This is a genomic window from Vibrio sp. R78045, assembly GCF_042466085.1.
In the GTDB taxonomy this organism is placed as follows: Bacteria; Pseudomonadota; Gammaproteobacteria; order Enterobacterales; family Vibrionaceae; genus Vibrio; species Vibrio cyclitrophicus.
This window is the reverse complement of sequence record NZ_JAXHBS010000013.1, coordinates 305287-323577: the sequence shown is the minus strand read 5'-3', so window position 1 is coordinate 323577 and position 18291 is coordinate 305287. Positions and strand designations below refer to the sequence as shown.

General features: G+C 44.5%; 14 protein-coding genes. 4 read left to right on the top strand and 10 right to left on the bottom strand.

The annotated features are described in order from the left end of the window. Positions 1–18: 18 nt before the first annotated feature. Entirely contained in the window at positions 19–915 is an 897-nt protein-coding gene (locus SJY39_RS11930) for a YjjW family glycine radical enzyme activase (RefSeq protein WP_016769177.1), read from the top strand. Positions 916–976: 61 nt separating this feature from the next. On the opposite strand, the gene SJY39_RS11925 is transcribed toward SJY39_RS11930, so the two are convergent. From SJY39_RS11925 to yccS, 5 genes are all read right to left on the bottom strand, one after another. Next, positions 977–1888 carry a LysR family transcriptional regulator gene (locus SJY39_RS11925; RefSeq protein ID WP_016793622.1) on the bottom strand — a complete coding sequence of 304 codons (912 nt, stop codon included), beginning with the start codon at positions 1886–1888 and terminating at the stop codon, positions 977–979. Positions 1889–1966: 78 nt separating this feature from the next. After that, positions 1967–3226 (bottom strand): hydroxymethylglutaryl-CoA reductase, encoded by a 1260-nt coding sequence (locus SJY39_RS11920; protein WP_016793623.1) that lies wholly within the window; start codon positions 3224–3226, stop codon positions 1967–1969. A 162-nt stretch (positions 3227–3388) separates the two neighbouring features. Beyond that, on the bottom strand, positions 3389–3709 hold the full coding sequence (locus SJY39_RS11915) for a hypothetical protein (RefSeq protein ID WP_010428933.1): 321 nt from the start codon (positions 3707–3709) through the stop codon (positions 3389–3391). Positions 3710–3830: 121 nt separating this feature from the next. Next, positions 3831–4016, bottom strand: coding sequence for a hypothetical protein (locus SJY39_RS11910; protein ID WP_010428935.1), 186 nt, complete (start codon positions 4014–4016; stop codon positions 3831–3833). A 353-nt stretch (positions 4017–4369) separates the two neighbouring features. After that, the gene (gene yccS, locus SJY39_RS11905) at positions 4370–6553 is read right to left on the bottom strand and encodes a YccS family putative transporter (protein ID WP_010428937.1); all 2184 of its coding nucleotides are present in this window, start codon (positions 6551–6553) and stop codon (positions 4370–4372) included. A 176-nt stretch (positions 6554–6729) separates the two neighbouring features. On the opposite strand from yccS, the gene helD reads away from it, so the two are divergent. Together helD and SJY39_RS11895 are read left to right on the top strand one after the other, a co-directional pair. Further along, on the top strand, positions 6730–8805 hold the full coding sequence (gene helD, locus SJY39_RS11900; protein WP_016792338.1) for a DNA helicase IV: 2076 nt from the start codon (positions 6730–6732) through the stop codon (positions 8803–8805). Positions 8806–8893: 88 nt separating this feature from the next. After that, the gene (locus SJY39_RS11895) at positions 8894–9244 is read left to right on the top strand and encodes a VOC family protein (RefSeq protein ID WP_010428944.1); all 351 of its coding nucleotides are present in this window, start codon (positions 8894–8896) and stop codon (positions 9242–9244) included. 121 nt (positions 9245–9365) lie between these two features. Here the strand turns inward: SJY39_RS11895 and SJY39_RS11890 are convergent, their stop codons facing one another. Both SJY39_RS11890 and torT read right to left on the bottom strand, forming a co-directional pair. Continuing rightward, the gene (locus SJY39_RS11890; protein ID WP_010428948.1) at positions 9366–9821 is read right to left on the bottom strand and encodes a methylglyoxal synthase; all 456 of its coding nucleotides are present in this window, start codon (positions 9819–9821) and stop codon (positions 9366–9368) included. Positions 9822–9883: 62 nt separating this feature from the next. Continuing rightward, positions 9884–10954: a TMAO reductase system periplasmic protein TorT gene (torT, locus tag SJY39_RS11885; RefSeq protein WP_016792339.1), complete on the bottom strand. Its 1071-nt coding sequence runs from the start codon at positions 10952–10954 to the stop codon at positions 9884–9886. 92 nt (positions 10955–11046) lie between these two features. Between torT and torS the strand changes: the two genes are divergently transcribed. Beyond that, complete coding sequence (gene torS, locus SJY39_RS11880) at positions 11047–14103, top strand: TMAO reductase system sensor histidine kinase/response regulator TorS (RefSeq protein ID WP_016792340.1); 3057 nt, start codon at positions 11047–11049, stop codon at positions 14101–14103. A gap of 130 nt (positions 14104–14233) precedes the next feature. On the opposite strand, the gene SJY39_RS11875 is transcribed toward torS, so the two are convergent. The 3 genes from SJY39_RS11875 to SJY39_RS11865 are packed head-to-tail and all read right to left on the bottom strand — an operon-like array spanning position 14234 to position 18274. Continuing rightward, positions 14234–15814 carry a hydantoinase/oxoprolinase N-terminal domain-containing protein gene (locus SJY39_RS11875; RefSeq protein ID WP_016792341.1) on the bottom strand — a complete coding sequence of 527 codons (1581 nt, stop codon included), beginning with the start codon at positions 15812–15814 and terminating at the stop codon, positions 14234–14236. Positions 15815–15818: 4 nt separating this feature from the next. Beyond that, positions 15819–16943 carry a DUF917 domain-containing protein gene (locus SJY39_RS11870; RefSeq protein WP_016792342.1) on the bottom strand — a complete coding sequence of 375 codons (1125 nt, stop codon included), beginning with the start codon at positions 16941–16943 and terminating at the stop codon, positions 15819–15821. Positions 16944–16948: 5 nt separating this feature from the next. Further along, entirely contained in the window at positions 16949–18274 is a 1326-nt protein-coding gene (locus SJY39_RS11865; RefSeq protein ID WP_016793624.1) for a cytosine permease, read from the bottom strand. Between the last annotated feature and the right edge of the window lie 17 nt (positions 18275–18291).

Here is an 18291-nt window from a genome sequence, read left to right as displayed (position 1 = left end):
ATAAAAGTTTCTGATCTAATGACTCAAATGGCTAGGGTTAAAAATAATAAGACAGAAAAACAAGCGAAGGTCAGCCGTGTGCTGACCTTTTCTTGTGTTGACGGACCGGGAAATCGCTTGGTGCTGTTTCTGCAAGGTTGTAATTTTGATTGTATTACTTGTCATAATCCACACACCATCAATCATTGCAACCATTGTGGAGGCTGCGTTAGTGGCTGCCCAAGTGGCGCACTATTTTTGACTAAAGGTAAAGTTGTGTGGGACCTGGCAGCCTGTACAAATTGCGATCAGTGCATCGATATCTGCGCTCATAAGTCGAGTCCGAAAATTACCACAATGACGGTCTCTGAGATTCTTACTCTCGTTAAACATAACGCATTCTTTCTGAGCGGTATCACTGTCTCTGGCGGTGAGGCGACGATGCAACTGCCGTTTATTATCGAGCTGTTCCAAGCAATTAAAAGTGATCAGCAATTAGCACACCTTACGTGCTTTATTGATAGTAATGGTTCGTTACCAATACAAGGTTGGGAAAGAGTATTACCATACCTTGATGGTGCGATGATTGACTTAAAATCATGGCAATCGGAAACGCATCAATGGCTTGTCGGAAGAGGCAACCATCGAGTCTTCAAAGCCATTAACTACCTTGCTGAGAAAGGCAAACTGCATGAAGTTAGGTTGTTGCATATCCCAAATAAAAGCGATCTCGAAGATGAAATTGAACAGGTGGGATGTTACTTGAAGGTGCTGCCTAGTGATGTTGGAATTCGACTGAATGCGTTTCAACATCATGGCGTGATTGGCGAAGCGTTAGATTGGCCGACATGCACCGAACAACAGATGCAGAGCTTTCACGATAAGCTCTACACCATAGTTCAAAGGCCGATACAAACCCCTGGGGTATATACCTAATTCTTTTGAAGCCCGCTTTCACAAAAGGAGTTAGCTTGTTAGAGTTGCTTCCAGTTAATACCTAGGCTTCTAAGAACAAGTCACACAACCATTTGATCGCTTGGTCATTCATGTTGGGTTTGTTCCATACCAAGCTATACGCCACCTTACCGTAATCAAAAGGCAAGGGCTTGCTCACTAAACCTTGAGCTTGTTTAGCTTGTTCAGCCCACTGCTTAGAACAAGTGAACAAGAAAGGTGTGTGATGGCACAGCACAGCCGCAGCACCAAAATCTGCTACCGATATCGCCATCTCTCGTGGTTTATGGCATTGAACCAGGTTTTGCTCAAAGTAAGGCTTGGAGAGTTCATTATCTAAGATCCCAATATGCTTATAATCTAAATAACCTTCAACGGTCAGGTCCCGCTGAGCGAGAGGGTGGTGTGCGCCCATTAAACATACCATTTCGTCTGGAAGAATTGTTTCCCAAACCAGTTCTTTGTTATCTGTTGGGGACTGGGAAATATCATGAGGTAACAAGATCAAGTTTACCTTGCCACTAAGCAGAGCATCGAAGCCGAGTTGTTGCTTGGAGTAGATATTGAGCTTAGCCTTGGGGGCGAGTTCGGTGGTGATTTTGCTGATCTTAGAGGCGAAAACTTCAAAGGTACTTTCACGCATCGACAGCGAAAAGCTACCTTGGTATTTTTGAGGTGAAAAACTTTTTTGATGAAGCAATCCATTCATACTTGAAAGGATCGCGTGAACAGTCGGAGCTATCTGCAATGCAAATGGTGTCGGGATCAGCTTGGTGCCATCTCGGTAAAACAGTTCGTCATTTAGAATGTCGCGTAGTTGAGATAAGGTTTTGCTTACACTCGAAGGGCTTACACAGAGTTGCTCTGAGGTTTGCGTGACGCTGTGGGTATTTAGCATAATATGAAGCGCAGTGAGGTGCTTAAGGCTCACTCTAGATAAGTGTAAATAATCCATTTATGACTCACGCATTAAGAATGGCTTGTGATTTTGCTTAATCCACACAATTACACAAGCCAAATTAGATAAAGGTTATTAACGAGCTAATTTATTGTGAGCTCGTGAAAAGTGGCCAGCGCAAAACGCACCGACAATCGATAGCTCACCCGCCAGACACAGTGCAGCACATACCTCAGCGAGGGCTTGTGATTTACCATTGCCGTGAAGACCAAGTAAATCGAGACACGCCTTTTGACTTGGCAGGCCAGTACCGCCGCCCACTGTTCCTAACATTAAATTAGGCAGTGTTACGCTCGCGTACAAACCGCCTTCTTTGTTGATTTCCATACGAGTCATGCCTATTGCTGATTCAGCAACACACGCTGCGTCTTGGCCACAAGCAATGTAGAGAGCAGCTAGTGCATTGGCATAATGGGCATTAATGCCGATAGTGCCGCTCAAAGCACCGCCGACAGTGGTCATCTGGCCAAACTGAACCATCTTCTGTGGCGTGGTATGTAGGTACTTAGCAACCAATTCTGGGGATATATTCACCTCAGCGGTGACTTTTTTGCCACGAACGCTTCGTAAGGTTTGTGTATTGGCTTTCTTGTCGCCTGATAAATTGCCATCGAGAAAGGCATGATCAGGCTTAACTGGCGTATTTTCTATGATGTACTCAAATACGGCATTGGTCGCGATAGTCACCATATTTTGACCAGAGGCATCTCCAGTTAGAAATTCAAACACCAAGTAAACATGGTTACCCTCGATGTTGATATTGATGTCGGTAAGTTTGCCGTGTGAGGTTGTCGATTCCGCCAAGGTTTTAAATTGGTCATATTGAGTCACGGCCCAAGCCACAAACTGCCCGGCTTCAACTAACCCTTGGAATGCAAAGCCTGGGGTACGAGTGACGCCTTCGTTTAACAACATTGCACTTGCGCCACCACAAGCGGTAATCAGCTTTGAGCCACGGTTATAAGATGCAACAAGTGCAGCTTCAGTTGTTGCTAGCGGTACCAGGTAGTCACCCTCAGCGAATAAGCCATTGACTCTTAGTGGACCAGATATACCAACAGGGATTTTCACTGTTCCAATAAAGTGCTCGATGTTTTTTTCGTAGGCTTGGAATTGACTTTGCGTATGCGGGTCGAGTAGCTCTTGTTGTGATTCTGAATTATTGAGAGCACCCCAACGGCGCGTTAGATTCTTTTCTGTCAGGTACGGGCTCGGAGTCAGTTTATTCACTGGCTTTTCAAAATGAGGTTGAAGCTTTTTTTCTAATTCGTCTGCGGAGATGTCGCCCCCTAAAATAGAAACATAGTCACGGCGATGCAGATTTAGTTTTGGCATAAATAGTATGAAGTAAAGTTTGCGCAGCAAAATTGATTTGCGCTGATTCTACCGAGTAATAAGCCAGAAACAAGCATCTGATATAATGAGTTACAGTTTGTGTGGTTGTGATGACAAAAAGGAGCTAATGATGGCTCAAAAAATGGCCTTTGAGACGTTATTCTAAATATGGATGTCGAGAAGACTACCGATGGCTTCATTTTGACGGTCAATCACGCTGGCTCCCACACGGTTGTAATTTGCACTTTGTGTCAGTTTTAAGATTGCATCGTTTGACGAGGTAATGGGATCAGCTTCTTTCTCTTTAAAAGAAATGGATTGGTCAGGTTCTACTTGATTAAAGCTCAAGTCGCTACCTTGGATTTGGTCGTCGGGGTTGGATGTGTGTTGAGAGGCTTGGTTGAGTTCGAGCGCTGCTTCTTCAGCCATATTGGTTGACTGCTGAATGATGGCATAACCAGATTGAATTCCCGATATCGACATAGCAGAACCTTTAATTGACATACGGACTAAGTCTAGGTGGACGATATATTGAGCGCAATGATGATTTGATAAAACTTACTATGAAACGATGAACTTAAGCTAAAATAGTGACGGGTGTCTACTAATTGAACAGGTCATTTAGCGCGTTTAGCTCTTCATCAGTCAGAAGAGATGGCTTATCCAGCTCAAGACTTCCGTCGATCTCGCCTTGAAGCGCTTTAAGTTGTTGAGGATTGAGAAGCTGTATTTGCTCCTTAAACGCTTCAAATTGTTGTGTATTCATAGTGTGACCTTTGTTCAAATCCATATGCTCTATGGAGCATAGCCTACTGATTCGGAAAATCAAACAAGATTAAGTGAATATTAAATGAAGTTTGATAGTTCCCAAAACTAAGACAACTATAAATTGCTTTGGTCATTTTTTGTCCGAGAAATGTTAGGCAAAGTTATGGCTTGGTCAATCAATGTCAGAAAATTCCCACAATGTAAAAATCTCCTCAGCCCTTATTGCATAAGGTCGCGTAATAGTTTGTCTTGCCTCCTTATCGGTATGGGTAGAGTGAGTTTTTGCTATTGATAGAACAATGTACAAATAAAAGGGTGGTTAATAATTGCTCGATCTTGGCTATCTTTTTGTTTTTACAGTATTTTGTTTATTTCTCAAGACGCGCCTGTGTCGAGCGACTTATCAATCTTAACTTTTACCGCAAATTTGGTCGCTAAGGTATGGAGTTCTGGAAGCATTCGATAAATCAAATGAAGCTGTTGTAAGACCATTCTGACAGAGCTTTCATCTTCTTCTCGCCATTCACTTAAACGCTGATCAAGCTCAGGGTCGTAAGAATTTTTCACTTCACACTGTTCTTGATGAGAATAGAGCTGATCATTGAGAGCGTTGAGATGCTCATGTATGACACGGTGTGCGTCCAATACCAGTTTGTGTGTGGCTTCGTCATCGATACGAGTCCGATGGGCACCGAGTGCTGAAATATAGCTTAGTAAAGCATGATTGAGCGTAAGGAATCGAAAGCTCTCATCTTCTGAGGTGCGATATTTGCCGGGCTCAACCAACATGCTGCTGATGGCCACTGTTAGGTTCGCATCGTTATTGTGTGCGCTGCGACGTGCAATACGGTAATTTAGCGTGTCTTTTTTACCTACACGGTACTGACCAATGATTTGAGCCAGGTAGTTTTTATTTGAAGCGAGGGCGTCTGCCATGACTTTATGTAATCGCTTTGATTGCCAGTCTGGTAATACGTAGATCACAGCGAGTACGGCGAGAGCACAACCTATAAAGGTGTCAGCTAATCTTGGAAGTACAACGGCGAAGCCTTCTCCAAGTTGATTAAAACAGAATAATACCAATAAGGTAATGAAGCCCGTTGCGAAGCCATAGTTATTAATGCGGAATGCAAAGAACATCACGCCACTAATGACAATGAAAACCAATTGGCTCTCTTGGGAAGGGAAGAAAGTCAGTAACGGAACCCCAATGAGTAAACCTGCTACCGTGCCAATGACACGGGCGGTCAGTTTTTGTCGAGTTGCGCTGTAGTTTGGCTGACAAACGAACAGCGTCGTGAGTAGAATCCAATAACCACGTTCAATATTAAAACCTTGGATGATTCCGTAACCGAGTGTGAGCGTAATAGCCATGCGGATTGCGTGGCGAAATAGCATGGAGTCGGTATGCAGATTGGCTCTGATCTTTTGCCACATTGCTGTCAAAGTATGTGGGTTCGTATCGTCTAACACACCTTCTTCTAGTTTTTCGGCATCTGGATTACTGATATTCGATAGCTGTTTTTCAACGGTAGCTAGGTTGTTGAATAGATAATTCAATTGGTTTAACAGTGGCTTCCATTCTGGCTTGTTCTGTTGCTGTAAATGATTCAGTGAAGACATCAATTCATCAAGTGCCAGTACAGATTTGTCGCCATGTTGATATTCAGCACCAACTTTTAATGACGCCGCAACTTCTTTACAGGCCGCAGCTTGAGCTTCGAGCAGGTATTTGAAGCGAAACAGAACATCAGAACGTTCGAAATGTTTAGCTAGCTCTTGATAGCGATAGTGGCTTGAACTGACACGTTCATGAATATCTTGCGCGATGAAATAGGTGTTTAGGAACCGGTCACTTGGGCCATCAATGTGCCCTCGCTTGGAACGGTTAAGCAACGTTGCTTTGCACATGTTTAGTGCATTAACGGTGCTGGCATTCAACTTAGCTTCAATTATACGGTGTGGCTGTGGGATAAGGTCAGACACAGGATAGAATAGCTCCGCCTTTGATCCCATATAGGTGCCAATTTGATCAAATACGGTAGCAAGGTTCTGTTGCACGGGTTGCATTGGCCATACAATTTGCCAAATCATTGACATGAAGTAGTACCAAGCTGCCCCTGTTAATAGCAGCAAAGGCTGAAACCATAGGTTGGTACTTTCGTGAGCGCCAAGCATGGTGTAGATAGCGACCAACAGCGAGCCAAACGCGATGCTGGCGTATTTAGGGCCAATCGCTCCGAGTATGATGAAAGAGAAGGTTGAAACGAAAAGCCCTATCGCGAACAGCCAAGGTGTATCGAAAAGAATCTCAATAGAGAAGGCTGCAACAGCGAAACAGATAAAGGTCAACGTGAGTGCTTTCAATCGACCAGTAAAGCTGTCATCACTTTCCGCTAGAGCAGCAGCAATGACGCCTAAAATAAGTGGGGTGATGAGTGTGTTTTGTCCATAATACCAAGCAGGCACCACAACACCGAGTAGGGTGATGAGAATTAATACGCTGTAATTTATGGTTTTATTCGCCCAATAGAGGCGTAATTTGGCAGAAAAGTCCACAGTCGCTCACTTGACACACTAAAACCATAATCCTAACAGAAATCAAGCACAAGAATTTGATACTTATCCATAATTGTCCCTAGATGGTCATGAAAGCGTCGATAAGATATGAGATATTATTAATTCTGATTGCATCATGATATAAATTCAATATTCCCAATTAAGAGCACGCTCCAATGCAGCTAAGCGCTAACAAGACTGCACAGTTTTTTATTCAAAATGAGTATCATCAGGTCGAACTTGATGGTCCACGCCTACTGTTGTCTTCAGTGGGTAGTGAAGAACGTATCCCGTTTACTATTTGGAGTGGCAAGATCGCGATAAAGCGCGGCTTGTTTTGGGGATCGTTGCAGTTTTTTGCTAACCAACAAGATGGCAAACAGCGCAGCTGGTTAGTGCAAGGGCTACCTTGGGATCAGTGTCGTCAGTTTGCTCGAGCCTCCGTTGCCGCTTATCAAAAATGGCATGACACTCAATGTGAACAACTCGCGGAACACGTCCCTCAATGGGAAGCTGAATTAACTCGTTTGGAGCAACTTCCTGCTTTCTTGCCGCATTCCAAGGTCAATACTTGGGTTGAAATGGTCAATTCAAGTTTAGAAAATATGACGATGACGCTAGAAGAAGCGGCTCAGCGTATGCCAAACCGATTTGCTCGTATGCAGCCATGGTTGTTAGAAACCGAGATTAAACAAGCTGAACGAAATCAACAGTGGCTAGAAACTGAAAGGAAGAACTGGGAAGTGCTGTTTGCACAATGTGAGTCATCACCGTTGAATTTGTCTCAGCAATACGCGGTTTTGATGAACGACGACCATAACCTCATTCTTGCTGGTGCAGGGTCAGGTAAAACTAGCGTTCTGACGGCTCGTGTTGCTTATTTATTGCAAAGCCATCAGGCTCAAGCTGAAGAGATTCTATTGCTTGCATTTGGTCGAGAAGCGGCTGACGAAATGAAACAGCGTCTCGATAGCAAAATTGGCTTATCAGCTGAAAAAGTTCAAGTCAGCACTTTCCATCAATTAGGTTTGAAGATACTGAATCAAGTAGAAACCGAACGCGTTGTTATTTCTCCTCTCGCGCTAGACAATAATCAACGCCAAGCATGGTGCATTGATTGGTTGAAGAAGCACTGGATGACGCCGACCAACTTCAAGCGTTGGCAAAAACACCTGTCTAAATGGCCAATCGCGTATTTGACCGGAGATGATGAACTTGGTAGCCATGTATCGAACCTTAAGTTAATCGGTTGGCTCGAAAAACAACTTGAGCAGTTAAACGCGTCGGGCTTATCGAAGAAAGAAGTCCAGCAACAGTTAATCGACCATCGGGATTACACGCGCTTAAACAGTGAACTTTCATTGTGCTGGCCGTGTGTCATCGCATGGCAGAAAGCGCTAAAAGAAGAGAATCATATCGACTTCTCGACCATGATTAGTCGTGCGACTCAATACGTGGAGAAGGGCAAGTTTGTCTCGCCTTGGAAGTTCATCATGATCGATGAATACCAAGATATCTCACCTGATCGTCTTGCTCTGGTTGAAGCGCTTTGTAATCAGTCGAAGGTTCAACACCAAGCTTCTATCTTTGCAGTCGGTGATGACTGGCAGTCTATCTACCAGTTTGCAGGTGCAGATGTTGATCTAACTACGGGCTTTAAGGATCGTTTTGAGAGCTCGACTATTCATCATCTAGATACAACTTATCGCTTTAATAATCAGTTAGGTGCGGTTGCCAATCGCTTTGTACAAGAAAACCCGATTCAGTTGCCGAAAGAGCTGAACAGCTTTAAGCAACAAAAGCAGAAGGCGGTCTATAGTGCGCCAAGTAAAGAAGTGGAGAAGATCCTCGATCAATTGAATCGACAATCGAAAGGTAAAACCAAAAAATCTGTCTTGTTGCTTGGTCGTAATCATTACCACAAGCCTGAATTGTTAGAAGATTGGAAAAAAATCTACACTTCGATTGATATCAATTTTATGACCTGCCATGCGAGTAAAGGTAAAGAAGCCGACTTCGTGATTATCCTTTGTGTTGATGAAGGACAGTTCCCGGCTAAAAAGAAGCAGCTACACATTGATGGAGCATTGACTGAATCGTCCGATGTTTTCCCTTACGCTGAAGAGCGTCGCCTGTTTTACGTGGCAATGACGCGAGCTAAAGAGAAAGTTTGGATTACGCACAGCGGTGATGGTTCTGGCTTCGTACAAGAACTTCATGGCTCTGATTATCCAGTGGTTCGAAAAAGGTAATGTGACTTGATGTGATGGTCTAAGATTAGGTCTCCAAGGCTCGCTTTATTATCAATAAGGCAACGGCATAAAGCACAAGGAATCCGCTATGGAACATGGTTCTATTAACTACATCGAATTTGCTGCACGAGACATCACAGCAACAAAGGTATTTTTTAGCCAAGTGTTTGGTTGGAAGTTTGAAGATTACGGTCCTGAATATTCTGCTTTTGAAGGTAAAGGTTTGATGGGAGGGTTCTATTTGGCAGAGTTAGCTTCTGATGCTGAAAGTGGCGCGGCGCTGATGGTTTTTTATAGCCAAGATCTTGAGCAAACCGAGCGTGATGTGATTGATGCTGGTGGGCATATAAACCGAGAGATTTTTAGCTTTCCTGGCGGACGACGTTTCCATTTTAAAGAACCGAGTGGTAATGAGATGGCGGTGTGGAGCGATAACTAGCTTCGTTCCGAAGCATAGAGTTACTTTTACCAAGCGTTACAAATAATTAAGCCTGCGATAAAGCAGGCTTTTTAGTTCTCGCGTATTGCCGCATCTATATCCAATCCAAGAGTGAATACAGTTAAGTGCGCTCAGCTAGATACGCTTCATAATCTGGAATCTCGATGATCACTTCTTGATCCAACAGAGAAGAATTAAACAAGAAGTTTGCAGTTGCGCGGTTAGTGGCAACAGGAATGTTCCAAACACTTGCAATACGAAGCAACGCTTTTACGTCTGGGTCATGAGGTACCGCATTCAATGGATCCCAAAAGAAAATCAGCATATCGATTTTTCCTTCAGAGATAAGTGCGCCTAGTTGTTGGTCTCCGCCCATTGGACCGCTGATCATGCTCTTGATTGCCAAGCCTGTTTCTTTGCTTAGTAGTGAACCCGTTGTGCCTGTCGCATATAGGAAATGGCTCTGTAGCTTTTCTTTATTTTCCTTAACCCATCTTAGTAGCTCTGGCTTAAAATGGTCATGAGCAACTAAAGCAATATGTTTGTGCGTTGGCATTGTACGCGTTGTTTTTTGCATGAATGTTCCCTAAATTATTGTTCGTATTTTTATTGTTATTGACTACTTAACTCAATATAACACTATGGATTCACACTGAATACCGGCCGAAACTCAGAAGGTGACAAAGAGTCGGCAATAATTTGATCTTTTAATGTTGCAGGGGTGAGCGCTTCTATTGTTGGTGCACTGTGCACCTCATAAGGCTGCCCACGCAAGTAGCTGACGGCTTGTTTTACGGATAAACGACCTTGCTCGACCATTTTATCTGTTGGTGCAAAAAGTACCTTATTCCGCAATAAGCCTCGGTAGATTCCGTGACTCAAATAACTTGAAATTAACCCAATTTCTTTGGTTTTGCCTGCCGCTCGGAGTTCACTGATCGCTGCTTCAATTGCGACCGCACTGCCCACAATGTATTTGATATCAGGTTGTTCGATGACTTGTTGGACAAGGTTTCTTTGTAGCTCTTTATCGTTATCTGCCCAGTAGCTGATCGCGATTGTCACATCACTGGATTTAATCGCGTCGTAGAAACCTAATGCTACGGGTTTGGTGCCGCCACTGGATTGTGGTCCAAGTAATAGAGCAATAGGGGTTTTGCCTGAGCCTTTAGGATGTAGTTTTGCTAAGTATTCACCGACTTGAAAGCCCATTTGATACCAATCAACCCCCACAGTTCCTTTCAATACTTTTTGTTGCTCTTCACTCACTGTTAATTCGTTAACCGTAGCAAAAACCGGCGTTGAGCCTACCCAGTCGGTAAGATTATCGTGATAAGCGTCAGGTGAAACCGTGCCTAGAATAATGGCGTCAGCTCCCCATTTTGTGCAAAGCACTAATTGAGAAGCTTGTTTGGCAACGTTGGGGTAACCGCCAGCTTCCAAAACTCTGAATTCTACTTGTTGCTTCTCTGCTTCGGAAACCATGCCGTAATTGACCGATAACCAATATGAATCCTTAAGGTGAGGATAAATAGCGCAAATCTTCTCTTTCTGTGATGTAGCGGTTGCCGGTTTTATAGGGCTCAAAGGTTCGCTAGCCTGACTTAGGGGCTTTTCAGAATCACTTAAAGATTCACTCGCATTTGTCGAAGCGCTCGTTATCGCAAGCAAAGAGATAAGAAGTTTTGAAGCAAAGGTTTTAGAGAGCATGAATTGCCGTTTTATTGGTATTAGATAAGAAACACTGCAAAATATAGCGTATTCTGCATGGGTAAAGAAGAACGTTTTAAGGTTTAGGTTTTATGTTGTTAGCTTCAGCAAGTATTGGACGCAAGCTGCTGGCCTCATTTTTAGTGATGGCGATGCTCGTTCTTTTGTCTGCATTGATTGGTGTTTCTGGGTTTAGCTTTGTAGCAAAAACAGAGAGAAACGTCGTCGATTCGGCATTACCTGCGATGATTGAAGCTCGTCAGGTTTCTGAATTGAGTAATCGTATTATTTCGTCAGTGCAAACCCTCTCGAATGCTCGAAATGAAGCCGAGAGAAAAGAAGCGGGAACCGTCTTATTCGATCAACTTGAGGCGCTGCTCCAACATATCAAAGAGTTGGGTGTTGATAGCTTTGACTCTGAGCTTCTGAATAAACTCGAAAACAACGTGCAAAGTGTTATCAATACGCTGGCTGAGCTGGGTGTTTCTGTTGAACGTAAGTTATGGCTAACTAAAGAGCTGTCATCTCGTGTCGAAGAGATGCGTTTGCTTGCCGAAGAGCTTGAGCAACTCACTCGAACGCAAGTTCTGAATACTGCCACTATCGCGGTTGCTAATGTCACACATATCTATGACCTGCTAGAGTCACAAGAAACTGATAAAGCCTATCAAGCGCTAGATGCGCTTGTCGAAGTTGATCTCGACCTATCTGAACGTCTGCACGAATTGCATCTCCTCGCATTTAAGATGCTCAACCAAATTGAAGAAACTCAGACGGTAACCAATGTTGAACGTATTCATCAAATCCAAACTGAATTCGAATCTAATCTCAGAATTATGGTTCGCCGTGTAAAAGCGGTAGAAGATCCTACCCGTTCAGCACAGATGTCTCAGCTTCTTGAAGAGTTAAGAAAACGCCAAGTCGTGTTTGATATATCGCTAGAGCAATATGAAAACACCAAGAAGTCAGAGTTTCTGATGCAAAATACGTTGCAGTTGTTTTCTCAATTGAATACCACCGTCAACCAACTTATTGATGACTCAAATTTGAGTACAAAGAAAGCGGTAGATGAACTGACATCTACGCTAAGCTTGGCTCAATGGTCGCTCTCTGTCATCTCGATTATCGGCCTTGTTATTGTTGCCTTTATCGTGTGGCGTGTTGTTTATGTATCAGTGGTGAAACGTCTGACCGAGTATTCTTCAGCGTTAATGTTGATCGCACAGGGGCGACTTAATATTGATATTTCAGTCAAAGGTAATGATGAACTCGCTCACATGGGGGAAGCCATTATTACGGCGAGAAATACAGCGCAAGCGTTGCAAGTGGTGGCAGTGGGCGAAGCGAAAGCAAAACGCGAATTAGAAGAGCATAAGGAACATCTTGAAGAGTTGATCACTGAACGTACTTATCAACTACAACAAACCAACGAAAAACTGAATGTCGAGGTTGGTAATCACGCAAAAGCTCGTAATGCTGCTGAACAAGCGAGCCGCGCGAAATCCGCTTTCTTAGCGACCATGAGTCACGAAATAAGAACACCAATGAACGGGGTTTTAGGTACGGCTAGGCTACTCAAAGACACAGGGTTAGATCCACTACAGTCTGGTTATGCCGATATCATCAACCGCAGTGGTAAGAACTTATTAGCGATTTTGAATGACGTTCTTGATTATTCGAAGATTGAAGCTGGTCACCTAGAAATCCGAGTGGCTTCTTTTGACCTTCACCAGATGGTTCAAGATACATATCAGTTGATGGAAGGGCGCGCTGCAGAGAAGAAGCTAAATTTTGACTTCCATATTGAAAGTGACGTGAAACGCTATTGGCGCGGAGATGCGACTCGTATTAGCCAGATATTGAATAACTTAGTTGGCAATGCGATTAAATTTACCGAAAGCGGCTCGGTCGATATCTTTATTAGCCTAGATGTGGAAGATGAAAATCGGGTGATGTTCGAAGTATCAGATACGGGTGTTGGTATTGATGCAAGTGAACAGACATGTTTGTTTGATGCATTTAGCCAAACGGATAGTGGTCGGAATAAAACAGGTGGTACCGGTTTAGGCTTAGCCATTAGTAAGAGTATTATGCTGGCGATGAACGGCGAAATTGGCGTCCATTCAGAAGAAGGCGAAGGTAGCCAATTCTGGTTCTCTGTTCCGCTTGAAATAGGCGAGAAAATAGAGACGAAAACGGCAGTAGTCGAAACCTGTATTCGTGCGAAAGTGCTTTTGATTGAAGATAACCCAGTGAACTGTATTGTTGCCGAAGGTTTCTTACATAACTTGGGCCATGAAGTTGTGATTGCTACAACAGGTCAAGAAGCTCGAGTCCTTTTTACTGAACAAGCGTTTGATATTGCGCTGGTGGATATTAACTTACCAGACTGCGATGGTGTTGAATTGATTCAGCAGTTAAAAAGCAGTTATGACACCCAGCGAGTCCAGACTTTATATGCCAATACTCAACATGTTCCACCAATGGTGGCTGTGTCTGCACACGTATTCAATGAAGAAGTCGAAGGTTATTTATCATCGGGTTTTGATGGGTTTTTACCTAAGCCGTTAGAAAAAGAAGCACTGTCACAACTCATTGTGACTCAGCTTGATGGTAAATCCTTGTTGCTTCCGCAGCCAGGCCCAGACGATGCTATATGTAAAGAGGCTGCAAGGCTAAATAAAATTGATAGGCCCAACAAAACGGATAGATTGAGCCGAACCAACGAAGAACATCAAGAGCCCCCTTATATGGCTGGTGTAATAGTTGATTCAATCTCGGAAATGAGCGCTCAGAAGTCAGGCGTAGGAGAAACGACAGTGACACTGATTGATCGAAAAGTAATAGAAGGCGACTTGTCTATTCTTGGTTTGGAGAAAATGAAACAAATTGTTGGGTTATTTGAAGAGAGTAGCCAGCAAACGTTGAATGAATTGGTTCAAGCAAGTGAAGCAGCCAATGGGCGAGAAGTAAAATCTCTGGCTCATAAGTTAAAAGGTTCTGCGGGTAGTTTAGGTTTATCTGCGTTATTGAATTTATGTCAGAGCATTGAAGCAAGCGATGATCCGTTGAAGCAGTACCGAGATTGCAGTGAGTCTCTGATTCAATTGACGAAAGACTCGCTAGCTGAACTACGATTACAACTATAAAGTGGTTGTTGAACTGAAATTCCGAGACTAAAAGTAAAAAAGCAGGCTGTTTCTTTATTTGAATATAAAGAAACAGCCTGCTTTTTCCATTGTCGAAAAAGACTTTAAATTAGACATTTTAAAAACGGCTCTAAGCCGTCTTGATATGTCCTGCAGCTTTTATTTTGATGTGAACCATATTGCCTTGTAGGTAGCTTAATGGAATCTCGCTGCGTTCAATGATCGCGACATTATCGCTGCAAGCGCCAGCTTCAATCGCCAGTTGCTTTGATTGTTCTTCCAAGCCTTTTAAGGTTTCCTCTCGAGAAGCGGGCTCAATCGGAACGATCTTATCGAACTGACCAGATATTTCACCCAGCGCAACACCAATGGCATTCGCTACTTCAAAGTGATCTGGTCGAACCACTTGGCTTACACCTTCAAAATGATCTGGGAATAGGGCACTGCCGCCGCCAACCATGATCACGGGGACGCTCGCAGCTGACGTCTTCATTTTGTCGATTCCTTCTTCAACATCCGTGACCATTTGTTGGTATACCTGACTGGCTTGTTCGCTCGATATACCAATCTCATCACTCAATTGATGCTCTGCCTGCCACTGCATTTGACCTGTTTTGAGTGCAATATCGGTTAGCGTAAGTTCATCACCGCCAAAGCTACGAGCGGCCTGCGTTAAGGTATGGCCAACACTTTCTGGGCCAAGCTCTATACGCTGTTGTTCAAAGCGAACCTTGGTACCACCACCAATCGCTAATGCCAAAATATCAGGCATACGGAAGTTGGTTCTGACTTCACCAATTTCTACCGCGAGGCTCGATTCTCTTGGGTAGCCGTGAGTAAGCACACCAATATCCGACGTTGTGCCGCCTACATCGACTACAATCGCGTCTTTAAGCTTGGTTAGATGGCTCGCACCACGAATCGAGTTTGTTGGGCCACAAGCCACGGTGAGAATCGGGTACATCAACGCGAACTGTTGCGACATTAATGTTCCATCGTTCTGACCGAAATAAGGCGTGGTGTGGATTTCATGATTGATGAGTGCACTGCAAAAACCGTCAACGAATCGTTTTGCTGTGCCTTGCAGAGCCGCGTTGAGGATAGTCGCGTTCTCACGTTCTAGAAGCCCTAAGCTGCCTACTTTATGGGAAAGCGATAGGTTCACGCCCGGAAGTTCTTGCTGAATCCACTCTGCTGCTCGAAGCTCTTGGTCGCCGTTGACGGGAGAGAACACCCCGCAGATAGCAATGGAATCCACATGGCCTTTCATTTTCTGACAAAGCTCGCGGATCTCAGACTCTTGAATGTTAGCGATCAACTGGCCGTCGTATTCATAGCCGCCGTGCGCTTGGTAGAAGTGTTCACCAAGCAAGTTTTGCCACGCTTTACTCCAACCACAAAGTGGCGGGACGCTATCACCACTTGGAAGCGCTAAGCGAATCATGCCGACTCTGTCTAAACCTTTTCGTTCAACAATTGCGTTGGTGCATTGAGTGGTGCCAAGCATCGCGTGTTTCACTTGCTGACCATCAATGTTTGCTTGGTTTAATAGCGCAGAAATCGCGTTGTCGATCCCTGTTGAAATATCATGTGTGGTTGCGGTTTTTACTTTGGCAATCACATTCAAGTCTGCGTCGAGCAGCACACCGTCGGTATTGGTACCACCTACGTCAATGCCAAGGCGGCAGTAATCAAGCGTAATGTTTGTCATGCTACTACCTCTTCAATGCAGACTTTAGTTGTTCAATGGTTTGATACTCGACGGTGTAGCCAAAGTAACCCGGGCCCGCGACTTCGATGCCTTTGTCAGTGCGCCATTTTGGGTCGCAAGGGTAGGCGATAAGGTCAATGCGCTGCCCGTAACGAAGTTGTTCTGTTGTGATTGGCTTTCCGGTTTCATGATCCAAGATCGAAATAAGATCTGGTGTTGATGCCAGCAGGTTATCTTGGTTCATGTCTGCGCGGCTTGTGCCTTTGTGCGCGAGAAGTAATTCGTTTTGGAACTGTACAAATACGTTATCGATGCCGGTATCTTCAAACTGAGCCAGCTTTTCAATCACGACACCGCCAGTTGCAAAGCCACCATCGGTTTCACGTTGAATATCAACAATCTTGCCACTGATGATGGTATGGCCACCAACAATGTTTAGTACGGCCTGTGTGCCACTCTGATTGTTGTCGTTCGCCAATCTAATCGCTTCACCAATCTTCATTGCTTGGGTCAGTGTTGCAGGCAGTGCGCTACGTTTTAGGTTCTTACCGTTCATTGGGTAATCGCACATTGCCGCAGAGCCGCCCATTTGTTCAGTAATTGGTCGCGCGAACTTTTCAGACCAAATCCCGTCAATTGGATAAAGTGTGACGACATTACCACGCTCATCAGCCAATGTGTTCGGAGCAGAAGGGAGGCCATCAAGAAAGAAAGTCACCATCTGAGCTTCTGGGAACGCACGGCCCATTGCATCACAGTCAATTACAGGGATGTTCTTTTGTGCTGCAACAAGGATTGGAATCAGCGAATTAAAACCGCCCACTTCGATAGGAAACGTTGCCGCTACTTCAGTGCCGAGCGCTTTTTCCATCGCTTCGAAAGCAATCAACATTTGATCTTTCGAATTGAGTTTCTCTACTGCGACGGTTGGTGCGCCAATCATTGAAGAGGGCACTGTCATCCAATCGTCTTGTACGTCTTCTAGAGGGATCATGCGTACAGGGTGCTTTGCTGTTGCAATGGCTACTTTCGCCATCAATGCTCCGCTGTATGGGTCACCACCGCCGCCAGTACCTAATACCGTCGCACCAAGCGCGATATCATCAATCATTTGTTCAGTAATAATCACAACTACTATTCCTTATCACTTGAAGGAGAAAGCTTCATTAGGGCGAGGTAAATCACACCAGCGGCAAGAATGCCGTCTAACGCTGAGATACTGGTTAACGAAAATAGGTTGAAAAACTCTGGCGCAGTACAAGCGCTGAATGCAGTACCAAATGCCCAAGAAGCCAAGCCTTTAAACATCCAAGCTGGAACTTGTTGGATGTTCTCAAAGCTCATTTTTGTCGAATCTAAAACATAATATTGAACGATGTAGACACCTGCCGCAGGCGCAATGGTTACGCTGAGGAGCATTAAGAAGTCAGTAAACTTGTTCACCATGCCGAGTTGAGCAATGCCAATACCGACGATGGTCATGATCACAACCAAAACAGGGCGCGGAATCTTCGGTAGAACCATCGACATGCATAAGCCGCCAGAGGTCAGGTTGCTACTGTTGGTGGTCCATTGTGCGAACACCAGTACGATAATAGCCGCCATACCTAAACCAAGTGTGAAGAAGACTTCTACTAGGTCGTCGGTGCCTGTCATTTTGGTCAGGATCAACGCGATAATAATAATGGCACTGTTGCCGACGAGGAAACCGATACCCGCTCCTAGAATCGCATCACGACGCGTTTTGGCGTAGCGAGCAATATCAGGCGCGGCAACCGCAGCTAGAATCCAGATAGACATAACAAAGGAGATAGCTTGGCCAAGCGTCAAAGGATCTTCAATGGATGGCGCTGCGCCACCTTGATAATCAGCGGCCATAAACAAACCGATGGTAATCAGCGTCACCATTAAAGGTACTGAATAGGTGCTGAGTTTACCTAGGGCACGAACACCGTAGATGGCCGTCATCATCATTAATACACTGCCGCCAATAAGAGCGGTGAGGTGTGAAATTATGATGTCGTATTTCGCCAGTGCATCGACCATGATGAAAGCGAAGAAATCAGCCTGGAATGCGAACCAGCCGACTAATGAGATGCCGTTGATGAAGCCAAGAATTTTACCGCCGTTACGACCAAACACCGCGCTGCTCACCAGCGGGGTAGACACGCCAGCTTGAAAGCCAATGTTGGCACACAGCATCGCGATGATCGCCAATAAGCCTGAACCAATAAACGTGGCAAGCAGTGCGTCTTCAAAACCAATCCCGCTACTTAGAATCGAGCCGAGAAACAACCCCGAAATATCGATGCCGATAGCCAACCAAATAAGGCTGATAACCCACCAAGATCGTTTGGCTTTCTCGGGAACGGGTTCCAATTCGAAGTCGTCTATCTTTTTGTGGCTGTGTGTTGCTTCGGGTTTATTCACGTAAGCTTCTGCCGCCATAGTGCCATCCATGCATTGTTATTCCATAA

What these genes read in the sequence shown, in the direction of transcription:
- SJY39_RS11920 (WP_016793623.1), bottom strand. Translation starts at nt 3,226, where the DNA reads ATGCCAAAACTAAATCTGCATCGCCGTGACTATGTTTCTATTTTAGGG.
- torT (WP_016792339.1), bottom strand. Translation starts at nt 10,954, where the DNA reads ATGCTCTCTAAAACCTTTGCTTCAAAACTTCTTATCTCTTTGCTTGCG.
- SJY39_RS11925 (WP_016793622.1), bottom strand. Translation starts at nt 1,888, where the DNA reads ATGGATTATTTACACTTATCTAGAGTGAGCCTTAAGCACCTCACTGCG.
- torS (WP_016792340.1), top strand. Translation starts at nt 11,047, where the DNA reads ATGTTGTTAGCTTCAGCAAGTATTGGACGCAAGCTGCTGGCCTCATTT.
- SJY39_RS11890 (WP_010428948.1), bottom strand. Translation starts at nt 9,821, where the DNA reads ATGCAAAAAACAACGCGTACAATGCCAACGCACAAACATATTGCTTTA.
- helD (WP_016792338.1), top strand. Translation starts at nt 6,730, where the DNA reads ATGCAGCTAAGCGCTAACAAGACTGCACAGTTTTTTATTCAAAATGAG.
- SJY39_RS11865 (WP_016793624.1), bottom strand. Translation starts at nt 18,274, where the DNA reads ATGGATGGCACTATGGCGGCAGAAGCTTACGTGAATAAACCCGAAGCA.
- SJY39_RS11930 (WP_016769177.1), top strand. Translation starts at nt 19, where the DNA reads ATGACTCAAATGGCTAGGGTTAAAAATAATAAGACAGAAAAACAAGCG.
- SJY39_RS11895 (WP_010428944.1), top strand. Translation starts at nt 8,894, where the DNA reads ATGGAACATGGTTCTATTAACTACATCGAATTTGCTGCACGAGACATC.
- SJY39_RS11875 (WP_016792341.1), bottom strand. Translation starts at nt 15,814, where the DNA reads ATGACAAACATTACGCTTGATTACTGCCGCCTTGGCATTGACGTAGGT.
- SJY39_RS11915 (WP_010428933.1), bottom strand. Translation starts at nt 3,709, where the DNA reads ATGTCGATATCGGGAATTCAATCTGGTTATGCCATCATTCAGCAGTCA.
- SJY39_RS11910 (WP_010428935.1), bottom strand. Translation starts at nt 4,016, where the DNA reads ATGGATTTGAACAAAGGTCACACTATGAATACACAACAATTTGAAGCG.